Here is a 15,868-nt window from a genome sequence, read left to right as displayed (position 1 = left end):
GCCTTTTAAAACATTCCGCACGTCCATTCAGAATTTCATACGTTCTTAACAGCGGGGTTCGTTCTTTCGCCGCTTGTATCGAATAGCCGTCCGCCGCTTCCGGCTTTGTTGCTGTCGTTTCTGTCCCACCGGTTTTCTTTGTCCGCCGTGCATTTCGGCTTCAGCTCGCCACATGGAGCACTCCTCACAAAGGAGATGTCTTGGCTGCTTCGAAAGATCAACCAGTGCGTCACGCGCCCGCTCGCATCGACCTCGCCTTGCAAGGCGGCGGCTCCCATGGCGCCTTTACATGGGGCGTCCTCGACCGGATTCTGGAAGAGCCGTGGCTGCAGATCGAGGGCATCTCGGGCACATCCGCGGGTGCAATGAACGCAGCCGTGCTCGTGAGCGGCTATCAGATAGATGGGCCGGCCGGCGCGCGAGCCGCGCTCGAAGCTTTCTGGCGACGCGTCTCCGACGCCGCGGTGTTCAGTCCGTTCCGGCGCAGCCCCTTCGACGCGCTGATGGGACGCTGGACACTCGATCATTCGCCGTTGTTCATCGCGATGGATCTCGCAGCGCGCATGTTCTCGCCTTACGACATGAATCCGCGCGGCGTCAACCCGCTGCAAAAGATCCTGCATGAATCGATCGACTTCGCCCATTTGCGCGACGCGCCGATCAAGCTCTTCATCACCGCGACCCGCGTGCGCACCGGCCAGGCGCGCGTGTTCCGCAACGCCGATCTGTCGCCCGACGTATTGCTCGCGTCGGGCTGTCTGCCGACGCTGTTCCAGGCCGTCGAGATCGATGGCGAAGACTACTGGGACGGCGGCTACGCGGGCAATCCGACCATCACGCCGCTGGTTCGCGAATGCACGTCGAGCGATACGCTGCTGGTCCAGGTCAATCCGGTCGTGCGGGATGAAACGCCGCGCTCCGCGCGCGACATCATCAGCCGACTCAATGAAGTCGCGTTCAACGCGCCACTGTTGAAAGAACTGCGGATGATCGCGCTGCTGCGTCGCGCGGCGGACGCCGGCAGCGACGAAGGGCGTCACTGGGCCGAGATGCGCATTCACCGGATCGCGAGCGAAGAGATGACGAAGCTCGGCTACTCGTCCAAGCTGAATGCCGAATGGGCATTTCTGACGATGCTGCGCGACGAAGGCCGGCGAGCCACCGAAGCATTTCTCACCGAACACGCCGACTCCATCGGCGTGCGCTCTTCGCTCGACCTGGACGTGTTGCTCGACGGAGTTTGACCATGGACGTCACTATCCTGTCCCCGCTCGCGCTCGGCTTGGGGTTGTTCGGCATGCTCGCGAGCCTTGCGCTGCTGATCGGCTTCGCGTATCGGGGCTGGAGCGTGTTGCTGCTCGCACCGTTTGCCGCGATGCTCGCCGCCGCGATTTCCGGCGAACCGGTTCTCGCGCATTGGACCCAAACCTTCATGAACAGCGCCGCGCGCTTTCTCGCGCAGTTCTTTCCGCTGTTCCTGCTGGGCGCGATGTTCGGCAAGCTGATGGAAGACAGCGGATCAGTGAAGGCGATTGCCAGCTTCATGACTGAAAAGCTCGGTGCGCATCGGGCGATTCTTGCCGTCGTGATCGGTGGCGCGTTGGTAACATATGGCGGCGTCAGCCTCTTCGTCGCATTCTTCGTGATCGCGCCGATGGCGACCGCACTGTTCCAGGCCGCCAACATTCCGCGCCGCTTGATGCCGGCTGCGATTGCGCTTGGCACGTCGACCTTCACGATGTCCGCGCTGCCCGGCACGCCCGCGATCCAGAATGCGATTCCGATGCCGTTCTTCGGCACGACACCGTTCGCCGCCCCGGGGCTCGGCGTGATTGCGAGCATCGTGATGGTGGCCTTCGGACTATGGTGGCTGTCGCTGCAACAGTCGCGCGCGAAGGCGGCGAACGAAGGTTTCGAAGGCCTGAGTGCGGTCGCCGGCGCCGCGGCCGCTGTGCCCGCATCGAAACCCGCGGTCAATGCGAACCTCGTGCGTGAACGCGCGACCGTCTCGCAGAGTTTCGACCCGGAGGAAATCGAGCACGGCCATATCAGCAGCGTTCTGCCGTCGTTCGGTGTCGCGATGACGCCGCTCGTGCTGGTGGTGTGCGTGAACTTCGTGATGAGCGTGATCGTGCTGCCGCGCATCGACGCCGACTACCTCGCGGACGTGCGTTGGGGCGAGACTTCGCTGTCGGCGGTTGGTGGCGTGTGGGGGGTGTGCGTGGCGCTGGCGGTCGCGATCGTCGCGCTCATCGTGCTGAACCGCCGGCGCCTCCCTGCTCTGCGCGACACGATCGATGCCGGCGCGAACGCGTCGGTGCTGCCGGTGTTGAGCGTCGGCAGTCTGGTCGGCTATGGCGCGGTGATCGCCGCGTTGCCTGCATTCGCGCTGGTGCGCGAATGGGTGCTCAGCGTGGGCGGCGGCCCGCTCGTGTCGCTCGCGGTTGCGACGAATCTGCTCGCGGCGCTCACCGGCTCCGCGTCCGGCGGCCTGACCATCGCGCTCGATGCGCTCGGCAGTACCTATCTGCAACTGGCCGCGCAACATGGCATCGACCCTGCGTTGCTGCATCGGGTCGCAGTGATTTCATCGGGCACGCTCGATAGCCTGCCGCACAATGGCGCGGTCGTGACGTTGCTGGCGGTGTGTGGTTCGACGCATCGGGAGAGCTACCGGGATATTGTGATCGTCGGCATTCTCGGCGCGTTGCTGGCGCTGGTGGTCGTGATCGTGCTGGGGTCGATCGTCGGGTCGTTTTAGATTGCAGTGAGGAGCGGCAGCGCGTAGCGCTCGGCTCGCATGCGTGTCTGCCGCCAGTGGCGGTGGTAGTGATGCTCGCCTGAAGCCAGATCGCTTCAGGCTGGCACGCGTGACGAATTCATTCGCCCAAACACAAACTGGCCCAGATACCAGACCAACTCCGTGTTCGCGAGGATAAGGTCCTCCGTTACCGTCGACGGCTCGAGCTTCATTCGTCGCAGCATCAGCTTGCCTTCCCGCGAGGTCGTCCATGCGTGCATCAGGTCTTTGCGCGTTTTCGCATCGGCCGCGGTGAAGTGGTCGCGGCCCTTGCGCGAATCCTCGTTCATGCGCGCGCGGACTTCCTCTTCACGCGACGCAACGCTGCGCGCCACCGAATTTCTCGTCTCGGATTTGGCCACCTGTTCCTGCGTTTCGTCGGCGATCAGCTTGGCCTGAACGTCGACCATCGTGCGCTCGGCATCGGACATCTTCCAGTTGTCGCGCAACGCTCGCATCAGATAGCCGGCGGGGCTCTTCTTGACCTGCCCGCGTTGGATCCTGAAGCGCGTGTATTCGACCGCTTGCTGAATGCGCTCGTCGGTCCACACATCGCGGTTCTCGGAAATCTCGCTGAACTGCTTGGTCGACAGCGCGAATTCGTCCGTGAGAATCTTGTAAAGGTGACTGGCGTCCGCGAGACTGGCCAGCACGGCGTCCGCAGTGTCCTTGCGTTTGAGCAGGAACCTGATGCGGTCGATTTTCTTCGACGAGGTGGACGCGGTCCTGGTCTCGTACGACAGCTCGATGTCCGACACGTCGTTGATTTCACGCACGGCCGGCTCGAGCCAGTCTCGCTTGAAGTATTTGAAAATGGCTGCGTTGGCACCCATTCTGCCAGGCCAGTTGCGCATCTCGTCGAGCTGGATCCAGTCCGTTCGGCCGGCCGGGACGTGCGGCAGGACTTTGTCGTAAATCGCGCGCGCGAGGCTGCGCGTGAACGCGGTGGAAATGCGCAGACTCAGCCAGTGCGATTTTTGGGGGTCGCGAATGTGAGGAACGAGGCGCGGATGGACGTCGAAACGCATCCGCCCGCGATGGAAGCCCACCATCCCGATCAACTGGACCTGGACCCAGAGGTCGTTCTCGTTGGGGTCGCGGTCCATCGGCGTATTGGTGACACGGACTTTCGCGTTCTGCGCTTCGTCCGCGATGGTACGCAAGTGTTTGAGGTTGCGGCTGTCGTAGCGCATCAACCACTTGAAGTAGTTCAGCTCGACATCGTACTGGTCCCGCTGTTCGGGCTCCTGGGCAACGATGAAATACGCCGCATCGAGGAACCGGCGCGCCGGCAACCCCATGTTGACGATTTCCGTGAAGAAGTCATTGCGCTGATAGCCAATCTCACGATTGGCTTCGTTGATCCGCAATCCGAGGTCGAACATGTCCTCGAACAAGGCGAGTGCCATCTGGCGCGACGTCGCCTTCGACTTACCCTCTTCCGGATTGTCCGCCGCCATTTTTTCGTCCGCTCTTTTTCGCTCCCGGGACTGTAAGCACACGGTGGTGAGCTGTCAACACACAGAACCTCACCATCATTGGAGGCGGCGGCGATTGTTCGCCTGGCTCGTCCTGTTGCGCACATAGAACCTCACCATCCGCACAACGAACCTCACCACTGCGGCGCCGTATTTTCCCCGAAAGCCTTATCCCACGGCGCTGGTGACAGATCCGGCTGGTGTGTACACAACCTACCTCACCTTCTGGATTGCCGTATTCCTTCGAGCACATCAAACCTCACCTTGGTGTGGAAGCAGTGTCACCTTGCTGCACAACAGACAGCACCTACGTGCACATCTAACCTCACCTTTGACACAATGCTTCTCACCTTTTCGATGTTAAGTGATTGAATTAAATCAGCATCGAAGATTGCTGTTGGTTTGTTGGCTTGTTGTGTTTTCTAAAAAAAACAAACAAACCAGCAGTCAGATCCACAGTATTCAGCGTAGGAAATTATGGTGAGGTTGATTGTGCAGATGGTCGTATCGGTCCGAGCTCGCATTCGATGGTGAGGTTGATTGTGTCGATCAGCATCTCGGACGTGCGATCGCGCTGAGGAATGCGGCGAGTCCGCCGTGCTGGTGAGGGGAATGTAGGTGAGGTTGATTGTGCGTTCCTGTGAACAGGCTCTGTCGAGGGGCTTCCAATGCGTGGGTGCGGTGAGGAAGGTGAGGTTGGTTGTGCGGAATGGTCTGCACCGAGATCGCGGAAATAGAAAAATGCACAATTGACCTCACCCTCCGCTGAATTTTCGAGCATCGGATGGGCCGGGAGAGGCCTTTCGCGGAAGGAAGGTGAGGTCATTTGTGCCAATTACAGTTCTTGAGACAGGTGCCCCTGCGATCTGGCGAGAGCTTGGTAGCGCGCTTGCAGTCAATCTGGGCCATTTTCAATCCCAAAAAAGGGGCGGTATTCCATATTTTTGTATAAAATCTGCGTTAAAACAGCGATTTAAGAAGCTAACTTCAAGCATTTCCTGTATTCTGAGGTTTCTAGACTTTTATGGAAAAACCTCAGAATGGTCAGAACGAGCCAACTCCCTGCCGTAGACCGAACCGTTCACTTTGAGCAGATCAGCCAGTTTGCGGAAAAGGTCACGATTTTCACGAACGAACTGCGTGACACGATTCTGGCTCCCCGTCCGCGCAAGACGGCTCCTGTTTTTAAAACAGGGGAGATTGCCGAGATGTGCAATATCTCCCACTCTCAGGTTCAATACCTCGCGACCAAAGGCGACGGTGAGTTGCCACCCGGCACCGCGGCTGGCAGCGGCCGCACGCGCACGTTCACGTTGGAAGAAGCACGTATCTGGGTGCAGAAAGTGTCCGACATTTACCAGACGCCGCTCGTCACGCGGCTAAAGGAACCGGACGGAAGAATCATCATCACGGCGCAGCTCAAAGGCGGCTCTGCAAAAACCACCACGACGATGTGTCTCGCGCAAGGGCTTTCGCTGCGCGGGCGCAAAGTGCTGGTGATTGACCTTGATCCGCAAGCGTCCCTTTCGGAACTCTGCGGACTCTACGCAGAGAAAGATGTTACGCCCGAAGACACGGTGCTGCCGTATGTCTACGATCAGGAGATCGAGGGCGGCCTCGAGGCGCGAGTCCAGTCAACATACTGGGACGGGATCGACGTGATTCCCGCGCATACCGAACTGATCGGCGCCGAATTCCATCTGCCCGCGATGCAGAAAATGAGACCGGGCTTCCGGTTTTGGACCGTGCTTCGTCAAGGCCTCGAGCCGCTGCGGAAGAAGTATGACTACATTCTCATGGACACCTCGCCGTCGCTGTCCTATCTCAATTTGAATGCGTTGATGGCAGCGGATGCGATGGTCATGCCGATGGTGCCGGAGAATCTGGACTTCATTAGTTCGCTATCGTTTTGGCGGCTCTTTTCGGATGTATCCAAGAGCTTTATCAAGTACGAGAAAGACAAGAAATACGATTTCGTTTCACTGATGTTGTCGAGGGTGGACTATGGCCGCAATTCGTCTGCGCCGATCGTGCGCGCATGGGCACAAAGCGCCTATGAGAATTGGCTGCATTCGATCGAAGTGCCGGCTAGTTCCGTGATGAGCACGGGGGCCTTGGCTTTCTCGACGGTCTTCGACATCAGCAGTACACATAGTGCGTCCAAGTCGTTGCAACGTGTACGTCAACCTCTGGTCGATTACTGCCGATGGGTCGACGAAATCTATTCGGAAAAATGGAGGAACGCGCAATGAGCAACATGCGGGAACAACTGCTGGCCAAGACGTCTGGCATCCGGAAGACTTCGTCGATCAACGAAGACGAAGTTAAGCGCAGCACGCGGACGCAGACGGCGCCTGGGCTCGCGGGAGCTTTGGCGGTTGCTCAGCTCAGGGTACAGGAGTTGGAGGCGACCGGTGTCGCGTCGCAATTGCAGGTTGCCGGAATCCTGCCGAATCCCTGGCAACCGCGCCGGGTGTTCAACGAAGCAAAGCTCACGGAACTCGCCGAGTCGATTCGTGAAGTTGGGCTGATGCAGCCCATCGTCGTTCGTCGCGTGGAAAACGATTATCAGATCGTGGCGGGTGAACGCCGGTGGCGCGCACACAAGATGTTGGGAATCGACACGATCAAGGCCGTCGTCGCTGATTGTTCCGATTCGGACATGGCGGTATTGGCCATGGTCGAGAACATCAGCCGCGACGATCTGGCTGACTATGAAATCGGTGTTGCGATTCGACGCTCCGAAGCGGAATTTCCGAACCGGAAGCGGCTGGCCGAAGCCATGGGTCTGTCGCGTGCAGGCCTCTATCAGTTTCTTGCATTTGAGAATTTGCCGGACTTTATCAAGAAGGATCTCGATATCCAGCCTCGCCTGCTCGGTGGGACTGCTGCTCAGGCTATTGCCGCAGCTATCAAAAAACATGGTGACGACGGACAGAAAGCCGCAATGGAAATTTGGCCGCTTGTCCTGAAGGGCGAGATCGACCAAGGCAAGGCGGCCGCGGCGATTAGCGCGCTAGCGACTCGTCAAACCACCTCGACCGGGACGAGCGGACGCAGCATCGACAAATTTTTCTCCGGCAAGGAACATGCGGGGAGTATCACCAAGGACATCAGCAACTTCACTGTCAAAATCAAGACCGGCGTGATCACGGAAGCGCAAGAGGCGCAGATAAGGGATCTGATCGGTCGGATGTTCCAGCCTCAACCGAAGGGGAACTGATCGAGCGCTGGCTCAGGAGAGAAAGCCCGCTTATTGCGGGCTTTTTTATTTCGTGAGCGACGCTGGCAGACGTTTGGCGGCAGTGTCTAGAGTCTAGACACTGCCGCCAAACTGGATAGGGGGAGCTGCGGAGATGGAGTGAAGCAGAAACGCCGTTGAATTCCAGCAGTAGTGAAAAGCCAGGCTTCCACTTGCATTTGAATCGGAGCGCGTTCGATCTGGACACGAACGATAACCAAATCAGTTGATCGATTCAATCCGAATTCTTTAGGCGGATAGCCGAGTCAGGTAGCAATACATAGCCGGTCTGAAAACCAACGACGATTTAGATCTCGTCCCAAGACGCTATGCGAATGACGACAGCGGAAAGTCGTGATCGCTCGCATGATGAGCAAATGCACGCCCTTTGTCGGTAAGTGCAGGTTTAGAACGAGTCGACTTCAATCCGTCCACGGGCTTGCGCTATCTTTCTCTGTGGCGTGTGACTGACGGAATTAGGCCCCGCAGAACGTAGCTGTATTTCAACGGCCCTCCCCGGAGGATTTGTCTCCTGAACGCTGTCCTGCCCACGTTTGCTATCTCAATGGGAATGCTGGCGGGTGGAGCGCTCACCAACGCCGCTGATACCCCCAACGGGTCTACTCGCCCCAACTTCTGGTCCGCAGCAATTCTCTCTACGTCCGGCACGCCGCGTCGGACCTCGACTTGCCGCAACAAGGTGCTGATTCTCGAGGCGACCCGCGCTTCCTATCTCGCTCCGATAGACAGCTAGTTCGCCTTCTGGTCGAGGGGCACCTGACCACGGGAAGGGAATGAGTGCCGGTTGAACGGAAGCCTGCAGGGTCATCGTAGAAAATCTTCATGCGCCAAAATCGTTCCTCTTCCGGCCTGCCCCTAAAAATACCCGGTGAGCCTAAGAGGTAATTGGGAGAACATCCCGAGCCGTTCGGCAGCAGGAGAGCAGATACGATGGTCGCTGTTCTTATGCTCAGGGTCCACGCTCCACAAAGTTTGGTTTTGCGAGTCATGTATCTGTAATCGGTGACGCAGCTCGTTCATAGCGGTGACGCTGAACCTTTGAGGTCCTATTGGAGTAGATCGCGCGGAACCGGCGCTCTTACCGCTCTTACACAAAGTCAAAGCCTGCGAATGTCAAAGCACGTCGTTTAATGAATCCTAAAAGGTGGTGGAAAGTGACTCGCGCGTGCCGACTCCCTCTTACGGTCCGGAAGGGGGCACGTAGATTTGCGAGAGAGTTGGCGAGGGGGCCCGGATGCTTCTCAGAGCTGAGCCCGCATCTTGCGCGTCTGTGCGTTGCCGCTCTTCGCGTGATCGGTTACGCGCGGGGGCCCCCTGACTTGAGGTGAACCGCGTGCCAGACTATTTCACGTTGTGTGTGTTGAGGCGTTTGCCAGCCTACCGCCACCTAGAAATATCCGTCACGCGATAGTGACCACCTTAGGGGCAGGGCAACTTGGCCAAAGCGTTGCGCCACTCAAGCGCCGCTATGGTCCATGCGAGCATTGCGGACCCGATTCCGTGCTGGTTGGGACAACAACTCGGATGTCTTACCGCCTGCGTAACTTGCGGTGTTGCGGGCGGCTCTGCTCGCACCTCTCGGCTTGACCGCCATCAGACATATGTCGATGCTGTAGACAGAACTCATAGCCCACGCTCGTGCCCGCAATGCCCAGATCATTTTCGAGGTTGCGAAAAATTTCCAGTCAACAGGACGCTGCGGCCTGACGACGAATATCGCAAACCTGGCAGAAACCAAGGCAACGTTTTCACAAGCGAATTCGGTGCGCAGCTGCAACGGAAGCCCGGGTTAGCTTGCGCATCGCCACAGCCTTGAAGTGGACCACGAACTTTACGATATTCGATCGCTGCGAATCGCAATATACAAAGAGAAGCGCCTTGACCGGCACGGGTTAGAAAGCCGTTGGCCGGTTACCGATTGGATCGGTACGGTACGATGGGGTACGAAACTAGCTAGTCACTGAGAGCAATAATTGGGGCCCGATCATACGGTTTCGCAGGAAGTAATGCTCGTGAACTGCGATAGACTACCAGGCATGTTCCTCTTTCGAGAAATGAACCATCGGGAGAAGAGCGCTGATGCTCGAAGTCGAACCTGACGCAGGCTAAATACCGCGTCGCCTCTTCATTAATCGGCCACCTTGTAGAAAACGCCCCGTGAAACATTTCAGAAAATCGCGTCAGGTCAGTAACTTAATGTTTTCTATGTGGTTTTTATCGCACGACGGCATATGTTTCACGAAATGGCGACATTTCAGGCTGCTCTCCGAGACTATCCTCAGTTTTTTCGCTCTATATTCGGAATTAATTGGCGAGACCAAGTGGATGTAGCAGTTGATACGTAATGTGTAGTGTTGCGATCGGCTGCCAACTTTGCAGCCGTTTGCCGAGTAGCCGACCGGTCCGAAGATAAAGGTCTTCGCTGGCTCACAGAGGGGAGGGCGAATAATGTCACCGTTTGCAGTATTTCATTTCTAAACAAAAAACGTCGTCACTTTTTACAGCTTGCCCGCTTAGTGTTTTAGAGCATCGGGACGCTAAAAGTCCAATCATTCCCCGCAGAGCGCAGAACCGACTCGCTCGCGCCAAGTTATGAACGCCCCTCGCGCCACGCGACCCGGCTGCGTCACAGCACATATTCCCTTCGGCCTTACGAGTGCTACCAAAAAACCCGTTGCCTAACTCCGGTGCCTAAGCGGATAAAACGAACAAGCAACGAACAAACTGCGCTCGCCTCGAACCATTACCCTCATGCGGATACGAACGGCACTACGTCGCCTCGCCCCAGACTCCGCTGTTGTGCACGTAGGGGCGGGACTACAGTCCCGGATGCATTCGAGAAGGAGGTGGCACCATCCCGGGTCGTCGAAACCGCTCAATCCGGTACCGAGTTGCCTACCGTCCTCCAGGAAGTGACGCGCGCCTCCGTCGTTAAGGGCTTCGCCATGCAGCAAAAATCCGACCGACGAATACGGACTCCGGAAGAATGGGGTCAAACATCTGAATACGGAGTCGCATCAAGTCGCCTTTACGATGCTCACTAATGGCGACATTGTTTATCGGATGACACAAACGGGTATTGCGGGCATCGTCGGCAAAGGTACAGACCTGCTTGCGCGCGGACTCGAAGAAGGAATTGAGTTTGTCGGCAGGCGTTGCGGCACGGTCGGCTCAAGAGGAAACCACAATCGAACCTCTCCGTCAGGCGCGGCCGCTGTCGCTCAAAGAGTTGGCGATCGTGCGACTGTATGCGCTCGGGCTTTCGGTGACGAACATTGCACGACGTCTGAACCATTCGGTTCCGACAATTGCTATGCAAAAAAGCGTTCTACCATGCGCAAACTTCACGCAGATACAACCGCAGATCTTGTAGGGCTCGCTGTTGCTTTGGGATTATCGTAGTCAACGCTTGGGACCTCGTTACTTCAGCTTTTGCCTTCTCTTCCCCGCCCACATCTGACCAGATGGATAAAGTGAGCATGCCCCCCTGTCCGTTTGATTATGAACGGCCGCCAACCACACTCGTGACTACCGGCTATCCTGCTTTTTCCGCATTCAGCGCCGTCATGATTTTCATTCGGCCAGCATTGCGCCGAACCACGATATGGACCAACCCAAGTTTCGGTTCCCGTTGCGTCGCCTGAAGCAAGCGTCGACGCCGGACAACATGCTGGCTAAATGGCGTTTCCAGACGGAGCGACATTCTCCGTCCGCTAAGGACTTTCCTTAGCACGCTGATGGCTTTGGGGCGCCATCTGAAGCGTGAGTGCCACGTGTCGTCCATGGCCGTCATGCTGCTGATTGTCGCCGTCATATGCGCAACAGTAGTTGCGCATATGCTGCGCCTTGCCGCCTCGCTACAGGTGAATCGCAAGCGGTCCAGATCTGGGAAGACGGTTTCAATAGCTATTGATCGAGCGGCAGAGTGTGCATACCACGGCGCGATTGCTGCTCGAATCGCCCATGCCCATGACCCACGAAATTCGCACTCCTCTCGATTCATTCACGGGGAGCATCGAACTCATCGCGCCCGGTCCAATGGCGCCGGCGCAGTATGCGCGCGTTGTAGCCATGCAGGTGTCGGCTACGGGCCTGTTGCAGGTCGTCAACGACACAATGGACTTTTCGAAAATCGACGTGGATGAAATGTGCCTTAACGAGGAGTGGGCATCGATGACGGACACGTTGGAGCGCATCGTTCTAGCGCACGCTGCGCGTTCCATTCGGCAGAAGGTCCAACTCCACGCAAGTGATGGAGCCCGAAATTCCGAGTTCCCTGCAACTCGGCCCGCTCAAAGTTTCGCAGATAGTCAACAATCCGATCGACAATGCATTCAAGTTCACGCCGTCCGGAAGATCTATACCGAGCCACCGCAGATATCGATAGAGAAAATTGCTAAATCGCGGTGCGGAGCGCCGAACTCTGAACTCGTATGATTGAAGCTCGGTACGAGGGACTCCGAGCACCGGGAGCAAGGGGAACTGAACCGGGTTCGACGGTGCAAGTCACGCGGCGGGTGTGCAGCCAAAAGTCGAAGCGCCATCACCATCTATTGGATCGCCGACGCGCGCTCGCAGCCCACAAAAAATCCGGACTCGCCTGTTTGAGCTGTTTGCTCGATATCCTCATGCAGGATGCGGCGGATTTCAAGAATGGCCTGAGGCGTCTCCTGCACGCTGTGTCCTGCGACGATCACCTTTTCAGAGACCGCGCCCGCCAGATGGGCACTGCGATAAGGGACGACGCCATCGTCGGAATCCTCGAGAGGGCCAGTCGGGCGGCGTCTTGCGATGATCGAGTGAAAACAGACGGCCGGGCTGATCGGCAACTGCGCGGTGGCGCGAATAAGCGGATCGGTTTCGCGCAACTGCTCGATGCTGTTGGGAACGTGGAAAGTTTGGCCTTCATTCTGTCCACCATCGTTGTTGGTGGCCGTCTGCATCACGTCTTCGAATTCATGCAGCAGCGCGAGGGGCAAGCGCACCAGGTTCGACGCCCAGCGAGCAATGCGATTGCTGGCGAACGGTGTGCCGCGGTGCGGTGCCGCGATGAAAATCGCCCGCTCGACTTGGGGCATCGGCGTGAAGCTCAGCAGACGATTGAGCCGCTCGTCGTTGCGATCGAGCTCCGTGCCGTCGGGCAGGTACTTGTCCTGGACTGTCGTCCATAGCTCCTCGTCTGAGGTCGAGACGAGCAGCCTCGCCAGCACCCCGCCCATGCTATGTCCGATCAACACCATCCCTTGAGAGGCCGGCAACGTGCCCGCCGGATCGAAATGCGCGAGCGTGATGCGCGCCGCTCGGCGAATTCGCGCGAGGCTGACGAGGATTGGCACGTTGGTCGGGTAGTAGACCTGCCAGACCTGAAAGTGTTGCCGGAGAATCTCGTCGCCCTGAATGTCGTTGGCGACATTGACCCACGCTTCGGGGCTGCTGGCCAGGCCGTGCAGCATCAGAATGATGCGTCGGTCGGGATCGAATGGCTGCATCAAATAGATGCGCGGACTATCAATGGCACGCGCCCGGCCAAACAGGTTGCGCAAAGATTGTCCGGCAAAGCCGGAGCGGGCCAGCCAGATGCCGTAGCCCGCGCTGAAATTGGCGGCCAGCGGCACAGATTGGCCGTGCCGTTCAACGCTCTTTTCGCGGTAGGGATCGTAGACGGTCAAGACCACGTCATGTGCGCTGCGCAACTGCTCGAGGTTCTCGGCGTTGAACGCAAGAAGTACGGTGACGTTCGGGGAAGGCATTTCACTGAAGGGACGAGCCGGTAGTGTCGACCAGCTTGTCGCACTCCGGCTGGTGTCTGCCTTGCCTTTCGTTGCTTCCACTGCGTCTGATACATCTGATACGTCTGACACGTCCGCTGCGTCCGAAGCCGAAGCCTGCGCCGAAGCCGAAGCCGAAGCCGGCACCCCGGTAACCGCGACGAGTTCCGCGCCCAAACCGTCGCGTCGGTAGATGCTGCGCAGTCCCGCGAACGAGAGCCTCGAGGCCGGAATGACCTCGCGCAGCTCTCGCACGCCTTCAGGCAGCCGAAGCCGGCTCAGGTCGATATGAATGGTCCAGCCCGCTATCGACTGGACCCCGGGATCACCGTTGCCGGAATTCGCTTCGAGCGTGGCTCGCCGGAACAGCGCGCCGGCAAGTTCCTGGACCGCGTAGTTGTAGTAGTCGCGAACTTGCGTCTGCCGGTCCTCGAACGCTCGTTCTCCCGCTGTGCGTTGACCAAGAAAGAGAAACGCGTACGCATACCGGGCCGTCCTCAGCCACAAATCGAATTGCGCGTCACTCCACGGGGGGCCGTTGTTGGGCGTCTGGGCGATCGCCATTTGCAGCGAGAGCTCCGCCAGACTGGCGAGGCGGCGGTCGACATTGATGCCCGGTACGGTCGTGATCGTATCTATGCAGACCTGCGGGGTGCTTTGACAAGGGACCTCGTCGAGCGCGGCGACGCGCAGTGTGTCTCGCGTTGCCGCGCTGAGTCGGCCGGTCGACAGAATATCGCCACGGCGCATGGCGATGTACTGCTGCGGGCCGAGCGAACTGACGCGCACCATCGCGCAGCCGGATAAAAGACAGACTAGCAGGGCGAACGTAGACCAACGCGACTTCAATGCCGAGAAACAGTGCGTGACGATGCGTGCGCCCATGCGAGGCGTTCGTGTGTCTTCAGTCCGCTGACGCTCTGCTTCAAGGGAACGATTCGGCACGCGGATCGCCGAACGCAAGACCGACGCCGCAGTGGAGCTTTCGCACCGGGTCATCGGCTGCCGCACCAGGATGACAAGTGGCGCAGCGGCCGCACTGCCAACAGGCCGACTTCCGCATATCCGCTAACAGGAAGGTCCACGCGGCCACGTGAACATGGGCCATCCTTCCGTAGTGCCGCGCAATCAGTAGTCTTGCAGTGGACTGTTGCCATGGCCGCATTGCCGACAGGGACTTTCCGGGTTCACAGGCCATGGCATGCGTGGCCACGGAAACCGGAAAAATGATGGAGGGTCTATCAGCTCTCTGCGGTATCGCCCCTTCGGGCCATTTATTCGGCACCAGGTTTGTTTCATAAAATGCGGTTTTATGCGCGGCACTTGCAAAGTCACACGCATATTATTCATCGCAGAGTACTGTACGCTTGGCAGATTGCTTACGCAACAAGCTGCCGTCAGAGGAGGGGCGCAATACTGAGTGAATATGAGGATGCGGGCATAGATTGAATTCTCATTAGCCGCTGGTTTCTTCGAATGATTGAAACCTTGGTGGCGCACATTGCGTTGTCCTACATGGTTTGCAGAATGTCTTCACTAGACAACTACACCACCCGACGCCGGCCTGGAAGTCATTGACGGCGACCGCTTCGATCAGCCATCATGCCAATGCGCATGCAGCGCAGCCCGCAGTCTGAACACGCTTTCGACAACGAGGCACTTCGCGGGAGACGATGACATGCTCATGACAACTTCGCGTGCCGCCTGATACAAGCACTTCTGTTTTCTGTGTGTCGTAATCTTTGACATGTTTACTGACAAAAGCAAAACAATCTGGATGAACGTGCTCCGCATCAAGGTTTCTCTCGCCTCAACCGCACGGTAGCAGCGAAATTCTTGACAACGATTTGTTTGGGAACTTAAATACTTTTTCAGGAAGGCTTGTCGCACGGAATCGGCCGGCCGCGCGCAGCAGCAGACGACACGCAAAAGCTGTCGTTGTGAAGTTCTGGCGCAATGACGTTTATACAACGCCTTGGACGAGCCCGCTTCATCTTCTTCAGTTTGCACCAGTATTACAGTTTGGCATTTCGACCAGATGTCTGAAACCCGGAGTCAGGATGCTTTTGCCAATGGTGTGCCAGTCATCGTCTCTCGATCCAAATGGATGATCTGCTCGATCATCCTGGTCGGCGCTTTGCCGACTGACTTTCCGGTGTAGTGACGGGCAGGATCAACTTGGAGCGTGGGGAGTCAACATGGACGAATTCACGCACGCGGGAACAGGCCTCGATGGTGGAGGCACAACTCACACCAACACACTACTTCGAAAGGAATGCCCTGCGGTGCTTCGCTTGCCGGGGCCGCAGGCGGCCGTCGACGGTGCGGCACATTCCGTATGACATGTCTACTGATACGGAACACCGCGGATTTCTGATCGGTACATAAAGCCCCGTATATCGTCGAGGCTCGGGGTGCATTGCCACCTCGTGAACGACACGGGTTGCGTGAGAAGCCAGCCGAGAACGCCATGATTGCTTACCGAATCGATGCACTGCGTGCCCCTCGATGGGCCGGCGTCGCATTGACATGCTGTGTGCTTGCGCTCTCGCTCACGGCC

At 58.0% G+C, this 15,868-nt stretch carries 8 protein-coding genes; 6 read left to right on the top strand and 2 right to left on the bottom strand.

The genetic code is table 11. The features are described from left to right. The first annotated feature begins 200 nt into the window (after nt 1-200). Nucleotides 201-1,244, top strand: coding sequence for a patatin-like phospholipase family protein (locus FVF58_RS35805; protein ID WP_188131025.1), 1,044 nt, complete (start codon nt 201-203; stop codon nt 1,242-1,244). 2 nt (nt 1,245-1,246) lie between these two features. Continuing rightward, complete coding sequence (locus tag FVF58_RS35800) at nt 1,247-2,761, top strand: GntP family permease (RefSeq protein WP_149674439.1); 1,515 nt, start codon at nt 1,247-1,249, stop codon at nt 2,759-2,761. A gap of 95 nt (nt 2,762-2,856) precedes the next feature. On the opposite strand, the gene FVF58_RS35795 is transcribed toward FVF58_RS35800, so the two are convergent. Continuing rightward, nucleotides 2,857-4,260: a replication initiation protein gene (locus FVF58_RS35795; RefSeq protein WP_149674438.1), complete on the bottom strand. Its 1,404-nt coding sequence runs from the start codon at nt 4,258-4,260 to the stop codon at nt 2,857-2,859. A gap of 1,058 nt (nt 4,261-5,318) precedes the next feature. On the opposite strand from FVF58_RS35795, the gene FVF58_RS35790 reads away from it, so the two are divergent. The 3 genes from FVF58_RS35790 to FVF58_RS35780 all read left to right on the top strand — a co-directional run bounded on the left by FVF58_RS35790 (nt 5,319) and on the right by FVF58_RS35780 (nt 11,977). After that, a complete protein-coding gene (locus tag FVF58_RS35790) occupies nt 5,319-6,530 on the top strand; it encodes a ParA family protein (protein ID WP_188131024.1) in 1,212 nt (403 codons plus the stop codon). Then, complete coding sequence (locus tag FVF58_RS35785; protein WP_149674437.1) at nt 6,527-7,501, top strand: ParB/RepB/Spo0J family partition protein; 975 nt, start codon at nt 6,527-6,529, stop codon at nt 7,499-7,501. The genes FVF58_RS35790 and FVF58_RS35785 overlap by 4 nt, the downstream gene beginning before the upstream one ends. 4,002 nt (nt 7,502-11,503) lie before the next feature. Further along, nucleotides 11,504-11,977 carry a histidine kinase dimerization/phospho-acceptor domain-containing protein gene (locus FVF58_RS35780; RefSeq protein WP_149674436.1) on the top strand — a complete coding sequence of 158 codons (474 nt, stop codon included), beginning with the start codon at nt 11,504-11,506 and terminating at the stop codon, nt 11,975-11,977. Nucleotides 11,978-12,090: 113 nt separating this feature from the next. On the opposite strand, the gene FVF58_RS53265 is transcribed toward FVF58_RS35780, so the two are convergent. Beyond that, nucleotides 12,091-13,371, bottom strand: coding sequence for an esterase/lipase family protein (locus tag FVF58_RS53265; RefSeq protein ID WP_149674435.1), 1,281 nt, complete (start codon nt 13,369-13,371; stop codon nt 12,091-12,093). A gap of 225 nt (nt 13,372-13,596) precedes the next feature. Here FVF58_RS53265 and FVF58_RS53260 point away from each other — a divergent pair, with 225 nt between their 5' ends. Then, nucleotides 13,597-14,115, top strand: coding sequence for a hypothetical protein (locus tag FVF58_RS53260; RefSeq protein ID WP_149674434.1), 519 nt, complete (start codon nt 13,597-13,599; stop codon nt 14,113-14,115). Nucleotides 14,116-15,868: the final 1,753 nt, after the last annotated feature.

It is taken from the genome of Paraburkholderia panacisoli (assembly GCF_008369935.1).
Taxonomy (GTDB): domain Bacteria; phylum Pseudomonadota; class Gammaproteobacteria; order Burkholderiales; family Burkholderiaceae; genus Paraburkholderia; species Paraburkholderia panacisoli.
Note: the sequence above shows the minus strand (reverse complement) of the source record. Positions and strands in the feature narration are given on the sequence as shown.

Excerpts from the sequence above, each read along its gene's own strand:
- FVF58_RS35800 (WP_149674439.1), top strand. The coding sequence starts at position 1,247 with ATGGACGTCACTATCCTGTCCCCGCTCGCGCTCGGCTTGGGGTTGTTC.
- FVF58_RS35795 (WP_149674438.1), bottom strand. The coding sequence starts at position 4,260 with ATGGCGGCGGACAATCCGGAAGAGGGTAAGTCGAAGGCGACGTCGCGC.
- FVF58_RS35790 (WP_188131024.1), top strand. The coding sequence starts at position 5,319 with ATGGTCAGAACGAGCCAACTCCCTGCCGTAGACCGAACCGTTCACTTT.
- FVF58_RS35785 (WP_149674437.1), top strand. The coding sequence starts at position 6,527 with ATGAGCAACATGCGGGAACAACTGCTGGCCAAGACGTCTGGCATCCGG.
- FVF58_RS35780 (WP_149674436.1), top strand. The coding sequence starts at position 11,504 with ATGCCCATGACCCACGAAATTCGCACTCCTCTCGATTCATTCACGGGG.
- FVF58_RS53260 (WP_149674434.1), top strand. The coding sequence starts at position 13,597 with ATGAATGGTCCAGCCCGCTATCGACTGGACCCCGGGATCACCGTTGCC.